Source organism: Sphingobium sp. KCTC 72723, from assembly GCF_014280435.1.
Classification (GTDB): domain Bacteria; phylum Pseudomonadota; class Alphaproteobacteria; order Sphingomonadales; family Sphingomonadaceae; genus Sphingobium.
This window is the reverse complement of record NZ_CP060388.1, coordinates 3,949,583-3,966,404: the sequence shown is the minus strand read 5'-3', so window position 1 is coordinate 3,966,404 and position 16,822 is coordinate 3,949,583. Positions and strand designations below refer to the sequence as shown.

17 protein-coding genes and 1 pseudogene are annotated in these 16,822 nt (G+C 58.3%); 9 read left to right on the top strand and 9 right to left on the bottom strand.

Features of this window, described 5'->3' with window-relative positions; all coding sequences use genetic code 11:
* Positions 1 to 285: 285 nt before the first annotated feature.
* From SPBM01_RS19190 to SPBM01_RS19175, 4 genes are all read left to right on the top strand, one after another.
* Entirely contained in the window at positions 286 to 1,554 is a 1,269-nt protein-coding gene (locus SPBM01_RS19190; RefSeq protein ID WP_188063075.1) for a tyrosine-type recombinase/integrase, read from the top strand.
* Between the two features lie 55 nt (positions 1,555 to 1,609).
* Positions 1,610 to 1,948: a type II toxin-antitoxin system RelE/ParE family toxin gene (locus SPBM01_RS19185; protein WP_188063074.1), complete on the top strand. Its 339-nt coding sequence runs from the start codon at positions 1,610 to 1,612 to the stop codon at positions 1,946 to 1,948.
* Positions 1,949 to 1,952: 4 nt separating this feature from the next.
* Positions 1,953 to 2,276: a DNA-binding protein gene (locus SPBM01_RS19180; protein WP_188063073.1), complete on the top strand. Its 324-nt coding sequence runs from the start codon at positions 1,953 to 1,955 to the stop codon at positions 2,274 to 2,276.
* Between the two features lie 332 nt (positions 2,277 to 2,608).
* Positions 2,609 to 3,658: an alpha/beta hydrolase gene (locus SPBM01_RS19175; RefSeq protein ID WP_262504267.1), complete on the top strand. Its 1,050-nt coding sequence runs from the start codon at positions 2,609 to 2,611 to the stop codon at positions 3,656 to 3,658.
* Between the two features lie 284 nt (positions 3,659 to 3,942).
* Here the strand turns inward: SPBM01_RS19175 and SPBM01_RS19170 are convergent, their stop codons facing one another.
* The 4 genes from SPBM01_RS19170 to SPBM01_RS19155 all read right to left on the bottom strand — a co-directional run bounded on the left by SPBM01_RS19170 (position 3,943) and on the right by SPBM01_RS19155 (position 8,736).
* Positions 3,943 to 5,589 carry an IS1634 family transposase gene (locus tag SPBM01_RS19170; protein ID WP_188062844.1) on the bottom strand — a complete coding sequence of 549 codons (1,647 nt, stop codon included), beginning with the start codon at positions 5,587 to 5,589 and terminating at the stop codon, positions 3,943 to 3,945.
* 416 nt (positions 5,590 to 6,005) lie between these two features.
* Positions 6,006 to 6,734 (bottom strand): IS21-like element helper ATPase IstB, encoded by a 729-nt coding sequence (gene istB / locus SPBM01_RS19165; RefSeq protein WP_188061983.1) that lies wholly within the window; start codon positions 6,732 to 6,734, stop codon positions 6,006 to 6,008.
* Complete coding sequence (istA, locus tag SPBM01_RS19160) at positions 6,721 to 8,235, bottom strand: IS21 family transposase (protein WP_188061984.1); 1,515 nt, start codon at positions 8,233 to 8,235, stop codon at positions 6,721 to 6,723. Before istA ends, istB begins: the two co-directional genes overlap by 14 nt.
* Before the next feature lie 318 nt (positions 8,236 to 8,553).
* Complete coding sequence (locus tag SPBM01_RS19155) at positions 8,554 to 8,736, bottom strand: hypothetical protein (RefSeq protein WP_188063072.1); 183 nt, start codon at positions 8,734 to 8,736, stop codon at positions 8,554 to 8,556.
* A gap of 29 nt (positions 8,737 to 8,765) precedes the next feature.
* On the opposite strand from SPBM01_RS19155, the gene SPBM01_RS19150 reads away from it, so the two are divergent.
* A complete protein-coding gene (locus SPBM01_RS19150; protein WP_188065888.1) occupies positions 8,766 to 9,023 on the top strand; it encodes a hypothetical protein in 258 nt (85 codons plus the stop codon).
* On the opposite strand, the gene SPBM01_RS19145 is transcribed toward SPBM01_RS19150, so the two are convergent.
* A complete protein-coding gene (locus SPBM01_RS19145) occupies positions 9,004 to 11,064 on the bottom strand; it encodes an acyltransferase family protein (RefSeq protein WP_223177743.1) in 2,061 nt (686 codons plus the stop codon). The genes SPBM01_RS19150 and SPBM01_RS19145 overlap by 20 nt on opposite strands.
* A 25-nt stretch (positions 11,065 to 11,089) precedes the next feature.
* Here SPBM01_RS19145 and SPBM01_RS19140 point away from each other — a divergent pair.
* Positions 11,090 to 11,194: pseudogene (locus tag SPBM01_RS19140) on the top strand (IS5/IS1182 family transposase); the annotation flags it as partial.
* Positions 11,195 to 12,258: 1,064 nt separating this feature from the next.
* On the opposite strand, the gene SPBM01_RS19135 reads toward SPBM01_RS19140, so the two are convergent.
* Entirely contained in the window at positions 12,259 to 12,528 is a 270-nt protein-coding gene (locus tag SPBM01_RS19135) for a hypothetical protein (protein ID WP_262504266.1), read from the bottom strand.
* A 657-nt stretch (positions 12,529 to 13,185) separates the two neighbouring features.
* Between SPBM01_RS19135 and SPBM01_RS19130 the strand changes: the two genes are divergently transcribed.
* Positions 13,186 to 13,461: a hypothetical protein gene (locus tag SPBM01_RS19130; protein ID WP_188063069.1), complete on the top strand. Its 276-nt coding sequence runs from the start codon at positions 13,186 to 13,188 to the stop codon at positions 13,459 to 13,461.
* A gap of 94 nt (positions 13,462 to 13,555) precedes the next feature.
* Complete coding sequence (locus SPBM01_RS19125) at positions 13,556 to 13,786, top strand: hypothetical protein (protein ID WP_223177741.1); 231 nt, start codon at positions 13,556 to 13,558, stop codon at positions 13,784 to 13,786.
* 41 nt (positions 13,787 to 13,827) lie between these two features.
* Here SPBM01_RS19125 and SPBM01_RS19120 read toward each other — a convergent pair whose 3' ends face one another.
* The 3 genes from SPBM01_RS19120 to SPBM01_RS19110 form a co-directional block, all read right to left on the bottom strand.
* Positions 13,828 to 14,166 carry a GrlR family regulatory protein gene (locus tag SPBM01_RS19120; protein ID WP_188063067.1) on the bottom strand — a complete coding sequence of 113 codons (339 nt, stop codon included), beginning with the start codon at positions 14,164 to 14,166 and terminating at the stop codon, positions 13,828 to 13,830.
* A gap of 255 nt (positions 14,167 to 14,421) precedes the next feature.
* Positions 14,422 to 15,171: a DUF3800 domain-containing protein gene (locus SPBM01_RS19115; protein ID WP_188063066.1), complete on the bottom strand. Its 750-nt coding sequence runs from the start codon at positions 15,169 to 15,171 to the stop codon at positions 14,422 to 14,424.
* On the bottom strand, positions 15,164 to 15,685 hold the full coding sequence (locus SPBM01_RS19110; RefSeq protein WP_188063065.1) for a hypothetical protein: 522 nt from the start codon (positions 15,683 to 15,685) through the stop codon (positions 15,164 to 15,166). Before SPBM01_RS19110 ends, SPBM01_RS19115 begins: the two co-directional genes overlap by 8 nt.
* Positions 15,686 to 15,793: 108 nt before the next feature.
* Between SPBM01_RS19110 and SPBM01_RS19105 the strand changes: the two genes are divergently transcribed.
* The gene (locus SPBM01_RS19105; protein ID WP_188063064.1) at positions 15,794 to 16,822 is read left to right on the top strand and encodes an ImmA/IrrE family metallo-endopeptidase; all 1,029 of its coding nucleotides are present in this window, start codon (positions 15,794 to 15,796) and stop codon (positions 16,820 to 16,822) included.

Sequence of the window (16,822 nt, the reverse complement as noted above, 5' to 3'; positions counted from 1 at the left end):
CCCAAAACGGAAAAGGCTGCCTTACGGCAGCCTTATTAGCTATCGGCACATCGACCGAAAACTGGAGCGGGCGAAGGGATTCGAACCCTCGACCCCAACCTTGGCAATTTGATTCAAGCGCTACGCCACAGTTTCCGGCATTACGATTTTATACGATATTTCAATTAGATATTGATTTTCGCTTACCACGCCATATCCTGCAATACGCCACGAAACGGCGTATTCTGGAGACAATATGGAGACAATGGCTGCCGTTTGGAGCTTTGTCTCCAAATGGAGGTGGCCATGCCAACTGCCAAGCTGAACAAGCGTTCGATCGATGCGCTTAAGCCCCCAGGGGAAAAGCAGTTCGTCCTGTGGGACAGTGAGATTCGAGGTTTCGGCGTTCGCGTGCTGCCATCAGGCCTCAAGACATTCATCATCCAGTATCGGAATGCCGAGGGCATCAAGCGCCGCGTCAATATCGGTCGCTTTGGCGTGATCACTGCCGAGCAAGCGCGCGATCTTGCCAAGATCAAGCTTGGCGCGGTTGCCGCCGGGGAAGACCCGGCGGATGACGCTCGCCGCGCCAGGAACGAGATGAACGTTGCTGAACTGTGCGACTGGTATCTGACGGAAGCCCATGCAGGCAGAATCCTTGGTCGACGAAACCGGCCAATCAAGCAGTCGTCACTCGCGATGGATGAGAGCCGAATCCGGACCCACATCAAACCGCTGCTCGGTAAGCGGATCGCCCGTCATCTGACGATTGCCGATGTCGAGGCGATGCAAAACGATGTGGCGACTGGAAAGACGAAAAAGCCTCGACCGGACGGTCGGGGCGGCAAGGCCACCGGAGGGCCCGGTGTTGCAGCACGCTGCCTGGCGACCCTTCAGGCCATCTTGGGCCACGCAAAGCACAAGGGCTTGCTCGCCGAACACCCAACAAAGGGTGCCAAGAAGCTCGCTGGCAATAAAAAGACGAGACGCCTCAGCGTCGCCGAGATTGAAGCGCTGGGCAAGGCGATGGTCTATGCCGAGCAGCAGGGCGTTAGCCTGACCGGCATTGCCGTCATCAGACTATTGCTGCTGACCGGCTATCGTCGCGAGGAGGGACAAGCCATGCAGCGGGCATGGGTGAATCCGATGGGAGGCTTCGTCGCTTTCCCTGACACCAAGACAGATGGACAGATCCGAGCGATCGGGCCGGAAGCGATCAAGGTTATCGTGGCGCAGCCGCAGATCGTATGCAATCCTTATGTGTTCACCGCGACCACCGGCGATGGCCCGTTTACGGCAGTCAGCGCCTGCCTGCAGCGGGTTTGCGGGTTTGCCGGAATTTCCGGCGTTACGCCCCACGTTTTGCGGCATACCTTCGCCAGCGTCGCAGCTGAACTGGGTTTCTCCGAACTGACGATCCGCGCGATGCTGGGGCACGCTTCGCAAAATGTGACGCAGGACTACATCCACGTCGATGAAGCCCTCAAGCTGGCCGTACGACGGACATCCGACGAGATTGCTAAGCTGCTCGCCCAAGGGGCTGCGAAGCTGGACCGCCTCCGTCTGGTTGCTTGAGCGACAAAGACCACTAGACAAATGGTAACATATACGTTACCGGAAAGGCCATGAGTTGATCGTACAGGAGTATATCCGCGAGGACGGCTCCAGCCCGTTCCGCTTATGGTTCGATGATCTCGACACCCAGGCCGGGGCCAAGGTGGCGACGGCGATTGTCAGGCTGGAGCTTGGCAATCTGTCGAACGTCAAATGGATCGGCGGCGGGTTGGGAGAATATCGGATCGATTGGGGACCAGGCTATCGCCTTTATCTTTCACAGGATGGAGATGAACTGATCATCCTGTTTGTAGGGGGAACGAAGAAGCGACAACAGGCCGATATCGATCGTGCCAGTGTGCTGTTGACGGAGTATAAGGGCCGTAAGGCAGCTGCGAAGAAAGCCAAGGGATAGAAAGATGGTACTGACGCGGGATTTCAAAGAAACGGTGAAGGAACGCAGCGTGCGCGACCCTGCTTTTGCCGCGGCCATGCTCGACGAGGCGGCGACGGCTTTTCTTAACGGTGACCCCCGTGTTGCGCGTCTGATCCTTCGTGATCTTGTGAATGCATCGGTCGGATTTGAAGCCTTGGCGGCTGAAACAAATCGACCAAGCAAGAGCCTGCACCGAATGCTGTCAGCGCAAGGCAACCCGAACATGGACAATCTCGCTGCGATTTTCGGCGCAGTCCGCAAGCGTTTGGGCGTGGCTTTCGAAGCGCATGCCATCGAAGCCGCCTGATATCTGAAATGTGGTGCGGGCAAGCCAAACTCGTTCTGCATATGACAGAAAAAATGTGGCCCCCCTCCCGAAAATAGCATCACACAAGTCCGTCATTGCCGAAATATCGCGTGCATCGATGCCAATATGCCGATGCAGAACCAGCGAGACAGCACAAGAACGGCAGGGAGGTGATGCCAATGGGCGATTATATAATTCGCCGATTTGTAGTCAGGCAGAAATGGGACGAATGAGCTCACATCACGGATGTATAGCGTAGAACTATGATCCCATAGTTTTTTAGCGTTTTGCCTTCTTATGGCTCTCGTTCGCTAGTTTCAGTCTCAGGAGAGATGATGACAGACTTAACAAGACGACAACTCTGGGTGGCAGGTGCCAGTGCGCTGGCATTTACTGCATTGCCATCTGGCGTCATGGCAGCCGGTCCGGATGTCAGCTTCGTTCATCCGCAATTGCGGCCCTTCGCGTTGCAAATGGTCAAAATGGCGGCTGTTCAACCGCCATTGTCTCGCGCAACTCTGGCTGGCCGTCGCGCAGCGATGCAGGCTTTTGCGCGTCCGGCAGCAGCCAGTCCTGCTTTCGAAAAGCATTTCGTAAAGAGCCGCCATCAAGGCTATGCTGTCCCGCTTTATGCCATTAACGCCGTAGCCGGAGCATCGCGCCCGGCGATTATTCACATGCACGGTGGCGGCTTTGTTGCAGGTGAGCCGGTCGGCCTGATTTCCGACATGCAGAAAATGGCGGCAGAACTGGACTGTCTGGTCGTTACCGTCGATTATCGCCTTGCACCGGAAACCACCTATGTCGGTTCGATGGAGGACAATTACGGCGCGCTTAAATGGGTTTACGACAATGCCGAAAAACTGGGTGTTGATCGCAACCGTATTGGCGTGATGGGAGGAAGTGCAGGAGGCGGCCATGCCGCCCTGCTCGCGCTGACGGCGCGTGATCGCGGGGAAGTTCCGCTGGCTTATCAGGCATTAATCTATCCCATGCTCGACGATCGGACAGGGTCCGGCATCGCGCCACCCGCACCTGTTGGAACGTTGCTGTGGACAGCGGACCAGAACCGCTTTGGCTGGGAGTCATTTCTTGGCCAGACGCCAGGGACAAAGGACGTCCCGTCGATTGCTGTTCCGGCACGCTATGCAGATTTGAAAGGGCTGCCACCGACATTTATCGGCGTGGGTTCAATCGACCTCTTCGTCGATGAAGATATTGACTATGCCCAGCGCCTGATCGCGGCCAACGTGTCGACACAATTGGTTGTCGTTCCTGGAGCATTTCACGGCTTTGACGGAGTAGCCTCCGAAACGCAGGTCGCAAAATCCTTCAATGCAACTTTGATAGATGCTTTACGGCAGGGACTGCGCGGAGACTGAAAGGTACATTCACGCCATATCTTTCTCCAGACAACAAAGTTGCATCGGCTGGTAAGCAGCACCTCGCCCAGACGCACAATGACCCTGGTGGATAGGTGACGAATTTGGCTGACAGCTAGTAGCCTTATCGGCGCGGTGCAGACCGTGACGCCCACATAGTTTTTTAATGCCGCCAGACCCAACTTGAACAGTGCTTTTGGAAAAGGCATTTTTGTTCAATGACATGCACGCACCGGCGCGAGTGTTACCACTACATTTTTGGGTTTGGTTGAGCTTGCAGAGGCTCAGGTTCGCGGCGGCAGTTCGCTGATATTGGCCGGCAGCGCGATGCCGGTTGCCTTGAAGACATTCCCCACCTGGCCCGAAACGTGGGTGCGGGTGGTAATGACCTTGCCGTCCTTTTCGATGGTGGCTTCCTGAAGGCGATCGAGATCGTTGAGGAGCGGCTGCCATTCGGGCTGCAAGCCCTTTTCCTGACACAAGCGGGTCAGTTCCTTGGCCAGCGTCAGGGCCAGGAACGAGACAAACACATGGCCGCGGATAGCGGCATCGGACTGATGGAAGATGGGACGGGTATCGAAGCTCGCCTTGGCAACCCGGAACAGGGCCTCGACCTGAAGCAGGTCACGGTAGCGGATGACGGCCTGCAGCGGGGTGATCCGGGCATTGGTGCGCAGCACGCTGATGCCGTCGTAGCGCGCCTCGTCGGCAAGCTTTCCCATGTCGATCTCGAAGGTCTTGCCGCTGGCCTTGAGATAGCGGCGATAGGCTGAGTTACCGACCAGGGCCTTGTCGCCCTTCTTCAGCTGGGTTTGGAGGCCATCGATGATCGCTTGCCGGTCGGCCTTGTCCTTCCTTGCCTCAGCTTCGTTGAGCGTGACGACGTAGCGCTGGGCATCTGCGCCTTTGCCAACGCGCACTTCCTTGACCCACAGCTGGGTGTCTCCTGCCTGTCGCTCGAGGACCAGGGGCACCATCGGAGCAGTGTCGGCAAGCACGACATCGCGGATGACGTTGCTGGTGCGCTCTCGCGCACCCAGGATGTATTCCATCCCCAGCTCTTCAAGGGCGGCGATCGTACCGGCACTGATCATGCCGCGGTCGGCCACGACGCACGAGCGGGTTATCCCAAAGCGGGTACGCAGGCGCGTGACGATGGGCATGAGCACCTTCACGTCGGCCGTGTTGCCCGGGACCATCTCGGTGCAGATCGGACGCCCCTCGGCGTCGATCACCACGGCCAGGATCATCTGGGCAAGCTCGGGCCGGTGGTCCTTGGAATGACCACGCCGACCCAGCGTGTCGCCGCCTGCACCGTAGAACGAGAGCGACGTCGTATCCATGAACACCAGGCTGAGATCAGTGAACAGGTCCCGCCGGCGATCGAACAGCTTCTCCTCGATCACGTCCTTCACACAGCGAGGTGCCAATGCGCCTTCTGTCTTCTCCTCGATCTCCTCGCCGAGCCAGGCCATGGCGCGATAGAAGTGATGAAGGGCAAGATCCTCGCTGCCGTCGATGGCGTAGCTCTCCATCCAGTCCAGGCAGGCTCGGTCCGAGCCGGAGACAAACAGGCGGTGCAGTGTGGCGACAAACACGGCGCGCTCCACGGCAAAGCCGAACTGGCGGCCTTCCAGCACCTCTTCCATTACAGCATCGATGCCAAACCGCTGCCACAGGCGCCCGAACAGCAGCGGACCGCCTATCCGGCGGGCTGCGATCCGGCCTGCATCAATGTCAGACAGAATGACACTGCGTCCCGCGTGACGTGCGATCGAGGCGGCCAGCCTGTCGAGTTCGCCACTGGCGGCCAGCACATCCTTACGGCCCAGAGCCTTGATCGTGCGCTGGCGGACGGCTTTGCCCTCGCGCACGCTCTCGACCAGGTACAGATAGCGGTGCCCGCGCGCGACTCGTTCGACGACATACATAGGCAGGTTGTTACTGCCTGCACCCGTAAAAATAAACCAAGCCGCCAGTCACAGGCAAAATGTTGTTAGCACACCCGGTTTTGCCACCAAATCCACGCCCAGCAATATCAGATACTTACTAGCTCACGTTCTCTGCGTGTTCCGCTGGCACTGTTCAACTTGGGCCAGACACTTGGCTTAACGTGGCGGGCTCCCGCCTTCCAAGCCTATCCAAAGTCAAGGATTGCGGGTTACCATTGTCAATCGGCGTCCAAACGGGACCCACTATCGGCGTGCAAAAGGGAACCACCTTGCGGCGTTGCGCTGGGGTTGATGCCGGGCGCGGATTTCGCGCTGGCGCTGGCGTAGGGAGGGCGTAGCCCGACCGGAGGCAGCGCCAGCGCGAAGCAATTTTTATGGGGGCTTTTGAGGCTGGGTCAGTTGCGGTGTTTGAAGCGCCAGCTGTCGTTGCCGGTCTCGATGATATCGCAATGGTGGGTGGTGCGATCGAGCAACGCGGTGGTCATTTTGGGATCGCCGAACACCGTGGGCCATTCGCCGAATGCCAGGTTGGTGGTGATGATCACTGAGGTCTTTTCGTAGAGTTTGCTCATCAGGTGGAACAGCAACTGGCCGCCGGAGCGAGCAAACGGCAGATAACCCAGTTCATCAAGCACGACGAGTTCGATGCGGCTGAGTTGGGCAGCGAGTGCGCCGGCCTTGCCGATGCGCGCCTCATCCTCGAGCCGGGTGACCAGATCAACGGTGTTAAAGTAGCGGCCACGGGCGCCTGCGCGCACGACGCTGGCGGCAATGGCGATTGCCAAGTGAGTCTTGCCGGTTCCGGTGCCGCCAACCAGTACGATATTGCGCCTGCCGGGCAGGAATGATCCGGCGTGCAGCGCGCGGACCAGTTCCTCGTTGATAGGCGTACCGTCGAACACGAACGCATCAAGATCCTTGATCACCGGCAGTTTGGCCGCACTCATGCGGTAGCGGATCGAGGCGGCGTGACGGTGGGCGGCTTCGGCGCGCAGCAGATCGGTCAGGATCTCGGGCGTGGTGCGCTGGCGTTGCACGCCAGTGGTTACCGCCTCATCGAACGCGCTGGCCATTCCCTTGAGGCCCAGCGCGCGCATGGCGTCGATCATCTCATGCCGCTGCATTGTGGCCTCGCACCGTATCATAGATCGCGCAATCGGCGCGGGGCGGATGCTTGAGCTTGAGGTCGACCACCACGCTCATTGGCTGATCTGCTGGCGGTTCGCGGCGGCGCGCCAGAATATTGAGGATCACCTCGTCGCTGGCAGCGCCGGTATCGAACGCTTCGCCGATGGCGGCCTCGACAGCCTCCAGCCCATCGGTGGATATGGCAGCAAGCACGCGGACAAAACGGCGATCGGCTTCGTCCCCACTGCCCAGCTTGCGCCGCAACCGGGCCAGCGCTGGTGGCAGCGCCCAGTCAAGGAATGGTGCGCCGTTGCGCAGGGCGCCGGGTTTGTGCACCAGCACCGGCAGATAGTGCCATGGATCGTAAATCGTGCGGTCGCGCCCAAAGCAGCGCGGGTGTTCGGCGACGATCTCGTCCCCCAAGCGGACTATGATCCGGTCGGCATAGGCGCGCACCTGAACCGCACGGCGCACCGTCCGCGCCGCCACAGAATAGCGGTTGCGGTCAAAGCTGATCAGGCATGTGCCGGTGACCGCGTGGCTCGTCTCGTGAAAGCCGTCGAACGGCGACAGCATCGGTTGCAGTACGGGCCGTTCGGCCTCCAGCGCCTGCGCGACAGTCATGTCCTTTTGCTCGGGATGCGCGTGCATCGCGGCCCAGCGCAGACATTCTGCCTCAAGCCACCCGTTCAGTTCCTCGATGCTGGCGAACTTCAGCCGAGGCTGGAAAAAGCGGCCGCGGATCGTCTGGACCTGGTTCTCGACTTGCCCCTTCTCCCAGCCTGCCGCTGGCGAACAGGCGGTCGGCTCGACCATATAATGATCGGCCATGACCAAAAACCGGCGGTTGAACACGCGCTCCTTGCCAACAAAGACCGTCGTCACCGCGGTCTTCATGTTGTCGTAGATGCCGCGCAACGGCACCCCGCCGAAGAACGCAAAGCCGCGGGCATGGGCGTCGAACACCATCTCTTGCGTCTCACGCGGATAGGCTCGCACATACACGGCCCGCGACGCGCATAGCCGCATGTGCGCTACCTTCACGCGCATCGGCTTGCCTGCGATCTCTACATCCTCGTGGCTCCAGTCGAACTGGTATGCCTCGCCCGGCTTGAACAGCAGCGGAATGAACGCGGGCACGTCGCCGCCGGGATCCTTGCGTCGGCCATCCGCCCAGCGCCGGGCGTAGCGCCGCACTGCATCATACGAACCCTCGAACCCTTCTCGCAGCAGCAGATCGTAGATCCGCGTCATCCGCAGCCGGTCACGCCGATGCCGCGCTTCGTTCTCGCTCAGCAGCGTATCGAGCTGCTCCTGAAAGGGTCCGATCCGAGGCAGCGGCTGAACCGTGCGATGATAGTCAAACGCACCTTCCAGAGCATTGATCGCCTTGCGCACCACCTTGCGTGACAGCCGCAGATCCCGCGCGATCTCCCTGATCGCCTTGCCACCTGCGTGCTCGCGCCTGATCCGTACAACTGTCTCCACCACCAACATCCCGATCTCGCCACCTGAAAAACCAGGCTGCTGTCTAAACCATCGGAATGGTGGTTCCCTTTTGGACGCCGATCACCCCGCTAACCGGGTCCTTTTTGCACGCCGATCCACAACGAACAACTCGATGCATGGCAGATTTGCGACAAGTAAAGTGACTGCGATCAGGCGCGGGAACGGTCTACCGCATTTCTGTCAGAAAATCAGGAGGGGACCCTAGTCAGGGTAATGGGTAAGGGGTGACCTGCGGGCTCAGTCACTTGGATTCAGAAAATCCTCGAATATTTCTGTCTGTTCTTTCGAGAGATACGCCAGCGCGCTCTACCGTCGCGTCTGGCTGCTGCGAGCCTTGGGGCTGTGATGATAGGGAATCTGGTCGAGCTTAGCCATCAGGTCGGCGAAATGATCGTCGCTCTCGATAGGGAAGTGGCGGCTGAACCCGTCGCCTAGCTTGCGTAGGTCCTGCTCTGTCAGGAACCCGATCGACACGACCTTGTCCGGCATGATTGCTCTCCTTGGCTAAACAACCGCCTATGCTGGCGGAAGTGCCAAGGATTCCACGTGCGACACAATCGACCGCGCCGACATTTGACGGGCTATCTGTAGCCCCCGCCCCGCGCCTCTATAGACTCTCCGATCTTTCGCAAATTCTCCATGTTGCCGACTTTAAGATGATCATCGGCATGTTTGTCGTCCTGCGCAGCGACGCAGATCCGATCGATGATCTGCTCCCCTACAACTGGGTAGATAGTCGCGCCGCCGCCAGCGCCGTCATCGATCAAGCCGCTTAGCGCCTCCCGGTGGGGGTATTTTAGCGCTTAGTTTGGGTGACCAAGCCGGTGACAATGAGAGACCCTTCAGCCGATGAGATATCGCCAAGGGAGGACGTTGCTCTAATGCGCTTTGTTCCAAAAGTGGCTTCAGACGCGATGATATGTTCAAGGCAACATAGGCCGAGCCCGCAAATGTCAAATGCCCATAGTCAAACTGGACCGGCACATCTCCTATTTGAGTACGGCAAATGGACGTTGGACACAGCGCCCGCGTCAGCGAAACAAACGACACATCATATCGACGTGCGAGGGCTTCGACCTTCTGGTCCACTTTAAATCTCGCCGCTATCAAGTGTCTTTGGGGCAGTGTTGGAGATTTGCGGTCATGCGCGAAGGCAAGGAGCCGCGGTAGCGCCTGATCATATTCCGGCACCGGTCCGACAATGACCATCGGGACATGCCGCTGCCTTGCCCACTGCAGGGTTGCTTCAAAACCCGCCATGTCGTCGTTCTGCCACCTTCCCGCTAATATCACCGCGTCGACGGCATGCGTAGCCACAACATCGTTATAAATGCGACCGATCATGCGCGCGCATGCCGACGTATCACTTTTGTCGGGATAGACCGGACGGCACCCTGAGATTGTCGCTTGCATGATATTGGCCTGCGCATGCCTGTTCAACCCATACCAAAGATGCGCCGCATGGCTATCTCCCAGCAGCAGTACGTTCTTCCGCGCTGCCGCGGAGGTTGCGGCAAGACATGTCTTCTTGTCGAAAGCCTCAAAGCCTCCGCTGGGCAAGAAACACGATCCGCGACGAAAATATCGGCTGTCGTCATAGTTTAGAAAAGTCCCTAGCCGATTGGTTTTCCCGTCAAACCGGGCTGACCATCCATTCGACAGGATCGCGGCGCTGGCCAGCACGATCAATCCTGCCCCACCGATCCCGCCCAGCGTAAAAACGCTTCGAGGAGAAAAAAGCGTCTTCGAGCGAAAGGGGGTCTCGACAAAGCGCCAAGATAGATAGCCCATACCGATGGACAACCCTACAACGACAAGACCCCACATTCGTCCTTGGCTGACTGAGACCTCGGGCACAAGCTTGACAAAGACAATCAGTGGCCAATGCCAAAGATAGATCGAATAGGAGCACAACCCAACCAGCACTAAAGTCCTGTTTGCAATCCAGCGGCCTGCGAGCGATGTGCCAGTCTGACCGGCAGCCAGTAGAAGAGCGCTTCCAGCAACCGGGATTGCGGCCCAGTAGCCAGGAAAACTCATTTTATCATCAAATCCGATGCAGGACCCGAGAATGGCCGTAAGGCCGACCAGCGATAGAATGTCTCTGCTTGGTTTCCGCTTAGGTGTAGGCACAACTTCCAATGATACCATTGCGCCTGCCAGCAGTTCCCAAGCGCGCGTATGAGGAAAGTAGAATGCGATCGAGGGGTGGGTCTGGGTAATCCAGATACACAGGAGGAACGATAGGGACAAAAGCAAGAGCAGGCTGGCGTGGAGACCCTTGGGGCAAAATCGAAACATCAACCAGAGGTAAATTGGGAAGAAGATATAAAATTGCTCCTCCACCGCCAATGACCACGTGTGCAGCAAAGGTCGCGTATTGCCGCCGTCAAAGTAATTTGTCGTTAGGAAGAAAAATATGTTCGAGGCAAACAGCAATGTTGCCTGAACGCTCGATGAAAATTCTGCAAATTCTGATGGCAAAAGGATAATCGCGGAAACAATAAAGGAAATGGCGATCATCGCATAAAGCGCTGGGACGATCCGTCGGACGCGTCGTTCGTAGAACCGGACGATCGAAAAGTGCCCATCGGCAAATTCGCGCGTCAATATAGCGCAGATGAGATAGCCGGAAATGACGAAAAAAACGTCAACACCGACAAAACCGCCGGGCACCCACGACCCCAGGCCAGTATGAAACATGACGACAGACAACACGGCAATTGCGCGAAGTCCATCAATATCTGGGCGATATACTACCGACACTAAAAGTCCGATCCGAAAGTTGTTGAGCAACACCAGTATTTTATGATTCACGCCTCTTTGCGAAGAGATGGAGTGAGTGGCAACATGGACTGGTGTTGCCCCGCGCGAGCATAGCCGGGAGGGACTGCGATATCCATCGGATATGACCGATGTTGAGTGGGCGCTGGCAGCGCCATTCGTGCATCGGCCAATTACGCCCTAAAACGGCTCAGTGCCCGCTTCCACTCGCGCTCGTCCGGCATCCTGAGCCGCACGTCGCTGGCCTGCTCTCGAACCAACTCTAGCCGTGCCGGTCGCACGCGCGTGCCTATCTGCCGCGCACATTCTCGGCACCAAAATCGCTGACGGGCAGCCTCCAAATGATCGTCCCAGCCCTTGCGGTGGAAAAGCCACCACAGCCCGTGCGGATTGAACGCCGCGCTGTGCGGACATCGGCTGCACACCACGCGCACAGCGTAGTGCCAGGCGGCAGCCTCAAGAATTTGCGTCGCCCGGCGCAGGCCCTCTCTATTCTGGCTCACCGGCCGTTACAGCAGCCGACCGTCGCCGGTGTCGGAAAGCAACATGCTGGCGTGGCGTGCCGCCGCCAGAGCGTTACGGTAATGGACCGTCTCGCACCGCTCAGCTTCCTCGAAGCCTACCGGTGCCCACTCCTGCCCCGGGTACACCGCGTCGTATATGGCGCGCGTGGCGTCCCGAAGAACATTCTGACGCGCCGTTGCACAGTCCCGGGTCATTACCATGGCCAGATTCTGGCAGTCGTAACCAAGCTGGCGTGGCAAGCCAGCCCTGTAGCTATGGGGTGATTAAACATCTGTGTCATGACGTTCTCCTCCGCGACTCGACGTGGCGGTTATAGAACAAACCAGGAACACGCAAAAGACGGTACCTGGCGTGTAACTTGGTCCAGTCCAGATTCTCGGAAACTGTTCCGACAGCCGCGTCGTTTAGCCCACTCAATTGGAGAGCAAAGCAATGACGCACAAGCCAGCCGTGCCGCCCGGCAGCACACCGCCCTATCCCGCGCATCCCGCGCCGCACGCACATAGTGCGCAAGCCGATCCGCCGCCTCGAGGCAGCGACAACGAGCAGGACGCGCCCCAGGCGGCTGGAAGGGTCACCGCACTAGGGGCAGCGGTTGGCATAGGCTCGGCGGCTATTGTGGCAGCGCTGCTATACGTTCGGCACAGGCAAGCATGACGTAAAGCTGAAATTCCTTGATCGCGCATGGCCAGTCCGGCGCGATCATTCCTTTTCTGCAGAGTTATCGTCCAGCACCAGCCGCTCGCCCTGCTTCCGAACGATGGCGGAGATCGGCCCTGCCATCAGCGCGAGCATGCCGGGCAGTTCCAGCGTAACCCGCAGCATATTGTCCTCAGCGTCTACAGTGCACGGCACTTCCACCCCCATAGTCGCCACGGTCAACGCCAGACGGTCGGCGCTAGGCCAGGAGTGTGTCACGGTGGCAGCGCCGCCGGGGATGTGGGAGGCGAGCTTGCCAACGCCCCTGGCCATGCGGCGGCGGACCTCCTCGCGGTCAAGGCTATGGGAAATGTCGATTGTGGTTGGATTGGGCATGGCTAGGGGACGCGCGGCTGCAGGGGTTGTTCCGGCAATTGTCGATGGGTATCTTGCGAGCCCTATCGCGGACAGCAATGACCTTTCATTCCCGCCCGTTGGCCATCCGTCTGCCATAGCCGCCGCGCCGTCTGCCACTCCTGTGGCACAGTAGGCGTGGAAGGGGTGGCAGACTAAGCCACTCTAACAGCTCGCTAATTTCCGGTCTGCCATAGCTGCCATAGCTTATCTCTTTAATATTGCGGGAGAGATATACCGGTAGAGTAATGTAGCCCCAAAGAGCTCGCCCTATATATGTAGACAGTCGAAGCCCCTAGCTACGGCAGCTATGGCAAACGCTCTACAACCCGCGCAAAAGCTCGGTTTTTTCTGCCACTGTTGGGATGTCCAGCCGTGGCACCGGTATGGCAGAACCATGGCAGGCAGTGGCAGTTGGCCTTGCGTATTAGCCCGGGCACCGAGCCCGGGGAGCCAAGTCCGCCCTAAACCGTTATGCTTGCTCACCAAAGGGAGAGACCGTCATATCGGCACTTTGGTCTTTCACCTCGGCGTGCGCCAACATACAGCTAGGGTCTATGCAACCACGAGAACCGCATGCCTGATTCTGATCCCGAAATAGTCGAATCCCCGCTCTCGCGCACCGTAAGCCGCGACGGCATAACTGTTTGTGTCCACATATTTCGCTTGGAGAGCGAGCGTCTATGGGGCTTGGAGGTTATCAACGACTGCGGTACGTCCATCGTGTGGGACCAGATGTTCAACAGTGACACCGCCGCCTTCGAAGCATTTGCACGGGCGGTCGTAACCGAGGGGATGGCGACGTTTCTCGACGACGAGAACGACGTGCCAGCCGGGGCGACCCTACACTGAATATCGCCACTTTATTCCTCTGCTCGGCCCGTCGCAGAAAGCAGGGTTAACGAAGCATCCGTGTTGAACCATTTGTGCGGTCGCAGCATTGTGCATGCCGATGACCCTGGAAAACCAAATTCTTCAGCAGTTGGGGGGTGGCCCCATACCTCTTCCAGAGTTGGCTGAGGTGAGCGACGAAGCGTTCCACCAGACCATAGCCGTAATGGAAGCGCGGCGTCAGATTTGCGTGCGCGACCAACAGGTTGCCCTTTTCTGGCATCGACACATGATTTTCAGCGGTGGGCAGCGCCCGTTTCAGAGTGTGCCGCGCACACCCGCCTGACGCGACGGTCGCCGGCATGTATGGGCGGGCAGCTATGACGGTCAGTCCGCGATATGCGTCAGCCGCGCGTCAAACCGTACGCCCGGTACCTGCTTAGACGTGCCGCGCAGCCGCAGTGTGGCGTCGTCGGTCCGGCCGCCGATTTCCACGACGATGTTGTTAAATCCCAGCACGTTCATAACAGCACCGGGCACCCGCCGATGCTGCGTCACGCTGACCTGCATGGTCAGCACCTCGCCGTCCTCCTCGTAGGTGCCGACATAGGCGTTGCCGCTGTCGCCGCCGCGCAGCTTGCCACCGTCCTGCAGGACCAGGACCCCAAAGTCGGTGCCGTATGTGGAGGTGAAGGCTATCTTGTAAAGGCCGGTGGGTAGGGACATTCTCTGGCTCCTGCTGTTGAACAGCTGGGCCGGAGGGGCTGGGCGTGGGGCGGCCGGGTCCGGTCCGGCTGGGGATGTGGAGGAGTCGATAGCGGGATGGGGTGGTGGGGACCAGTGATGGCAGGGACTGGCCGGTAACGGAATGGCGGCTCCCGACGCAAAAATGATGAAAGATGGTATATCGCGGCGGCTGCTTTTCGACAGCAGATGAGATTCCAGCCCCTTTCAGGCCCGAACGATCGACAGAATACGCGATTAATTGCCGACGCTCTCCTTCGCTGTAGGCCATTCTTTATACCGATGGGGGCCAAGGGCGATGCCTTGAATAGCTTCTTTCAGTTTGTCCGCCTGCCACCCCTTGCGAACCGATCGGTAGTGGTTGCTCAGAAAAAGATATGTATCAGCAAGCTGGATCATTCGGGAATGGTGCGACCGTGCAAAGTGTACTGCATCGAGTATGCCACCAATCTTGATGCCGTAGCTCCAAGGCGTACCGTTCGCCCGATATGTAGCAAAGCTGGCGATCATATGTTTGTAATTCTCGTCGTCTTGGTCGCCTATCAGGATCGTCTTCGTACGCGGAGGCAATGACTTTTGAACGCGTTCGCAGAAATGCATGAAGGCGTATTCGGGAGCTTTGCTTGCGCTGTAGAGCTCGGGCGTATTGATGGATGCGTAAATGCGCGAAACGCCCTCAGCTTCACCAATCAGCTGACCTAGCCGCTGGAGAATCTCGACCCGCCGATCGACAGCCATCCCTTTAAAATGCGATTTACCTGAATAGAGATGTGAAGCGTGAAATTCGGTATTGGGGCGAAGATCGCGAGTGCCGAACACCTCCTCGGCGAGATCATTCGCTTTTTCTTCCAGTGACGCAATCGCGTCCGGCGAAGCTGACAGCCCACCTACAATATACCAAGGGAAGCCGATGGCGACATTAGCTTTAATCTCATCAAAGTACGTGATCCGCATCTCAGTTACGGGTATAATTTCCGCCTCAGCCATCCTTCAAGCCTAAGATCGCCCGCTGGATGCGCTTCTCTGCTTCCGTCAGCCGCTGAGCCACCTCTCTGCATCTCCACCAGATGATCGTTGAGCAAGCTACAAAGATGGCGACTGGCAGAACGAGGTAGAAGCCGAATATGAACCATGTGCCGCCTTGGAGGGCCTGCGCCTCCTGCCAAACCGTACAGTAGGCGAAGTAGCTTACGCTTATGGCGAACAGGCTGAACACGATCCAGAGCAGCACACGATTAAATTTGTGAAAGCCGATCTCTAACCCGCTGACTTGCCCGGCCAAGGTGCGGACGTTCCTGGCCTCGGTCTTCATGAGGTTTGCCGTCACCGCGCCCTTTAGCGTCGTTACCCGCCGGGAGAGGCCAGCCACGCCGGTCGCTGATACGGCTTGAATAACCGCGAGCGCGAGATACAGTCCGATCCCTACCGTCTGGACGTTAGCCAGCTGCGCGAAGGTCAGCCCGGTTGTCGTCGCTTGCCAAGGCCATAAGTTGATACACACGTGAAGATCCCTGCTGGCGCCCTCTCTAACGTCCTTAGCGCGCGCGGCCTCGATCTGGCTACCCTCGCGTCTCGCAGTGGAGTGTCTCGGTCTAAGCTCAAACGAGTCGTGGACAACGGCGGCGAATTAGACGACGAGGAAATTACATCCGTTGCGGATGAATTGGCTGTGCCGATGCAGGCGCTTTTTACTCAGCGCGAACTGCCGCTGTTCGCCTCCGTCGACTTCCGCACCGTCAGCCCCAAAATCGCCGAGTTTGAGAAAGGCACGCTCCAAGCCATTGGCTATGTGGAGAAGCTGTCCAACACCCTGTCTGCGCTCGACCTTGACGTTGGGCTTGACGAAACTGTCGAGCAGATAAAGCCCAAGGGCTACTCTGATGAAGAAGCGATCCATCTCGCTGCGAAGTGGCGTGCCCGTTGGGGCATTACAGATGATCAGCAACTAGATTGGCAGGACGCCAATAAGCTGTACGTCAGCCTGCGCTCATTCATCGAGAGTCTTGGCGTTCTGGTTCTGCACCGTCCCTTCAAGACCGACGAAGCTGCTGGCCTGTACGTCCATATTGATGACGGCCCTCACACAATCGTCATCAACACGACAAACAGCAGCAAGGCTCGCAAGCTGTTCACGCTTGCTCACGAGTTTGGGCACGTCCTCCTTCGCAAGGAAGGCGCATCCAACCCCTCTATCATCCGGAATCGAGTTGAGCGTTTCTGTAACCGCTTTGCAGCCTGCTTACTGGCACCCAAGCGCCTCATCAAAGCGGCACTTGCCCGCTTTCGCTACACACCCATCCCTGACGATGATTTCATCCGCTTGTTTGCGAAAAAGTTGGGGATCAGTCAGGAGGCGACTTACGTCCGCCTAGTTCAAACTGACTTCTTGGCTCGCGACGACTACAAGGCATGGAAAGCCAAGTTCGGCAACCGCAACTTCGTGCCTTCTGGCGACCAGGGCGAGAAGAGTAGCGGAGGAACACCTGACCCTTTGCGTGACAAGCGCACGCAATATGGCACGCGACTTTTGAGTTTGCTCAAGCGCGCACGGATTACTGAACAGCTAGACGAGATCGACATTTACCGCTTGAGCGGGCTTAAACCTGTCTATCAAGATCAGCTTTTTGGGGCTGCCTAG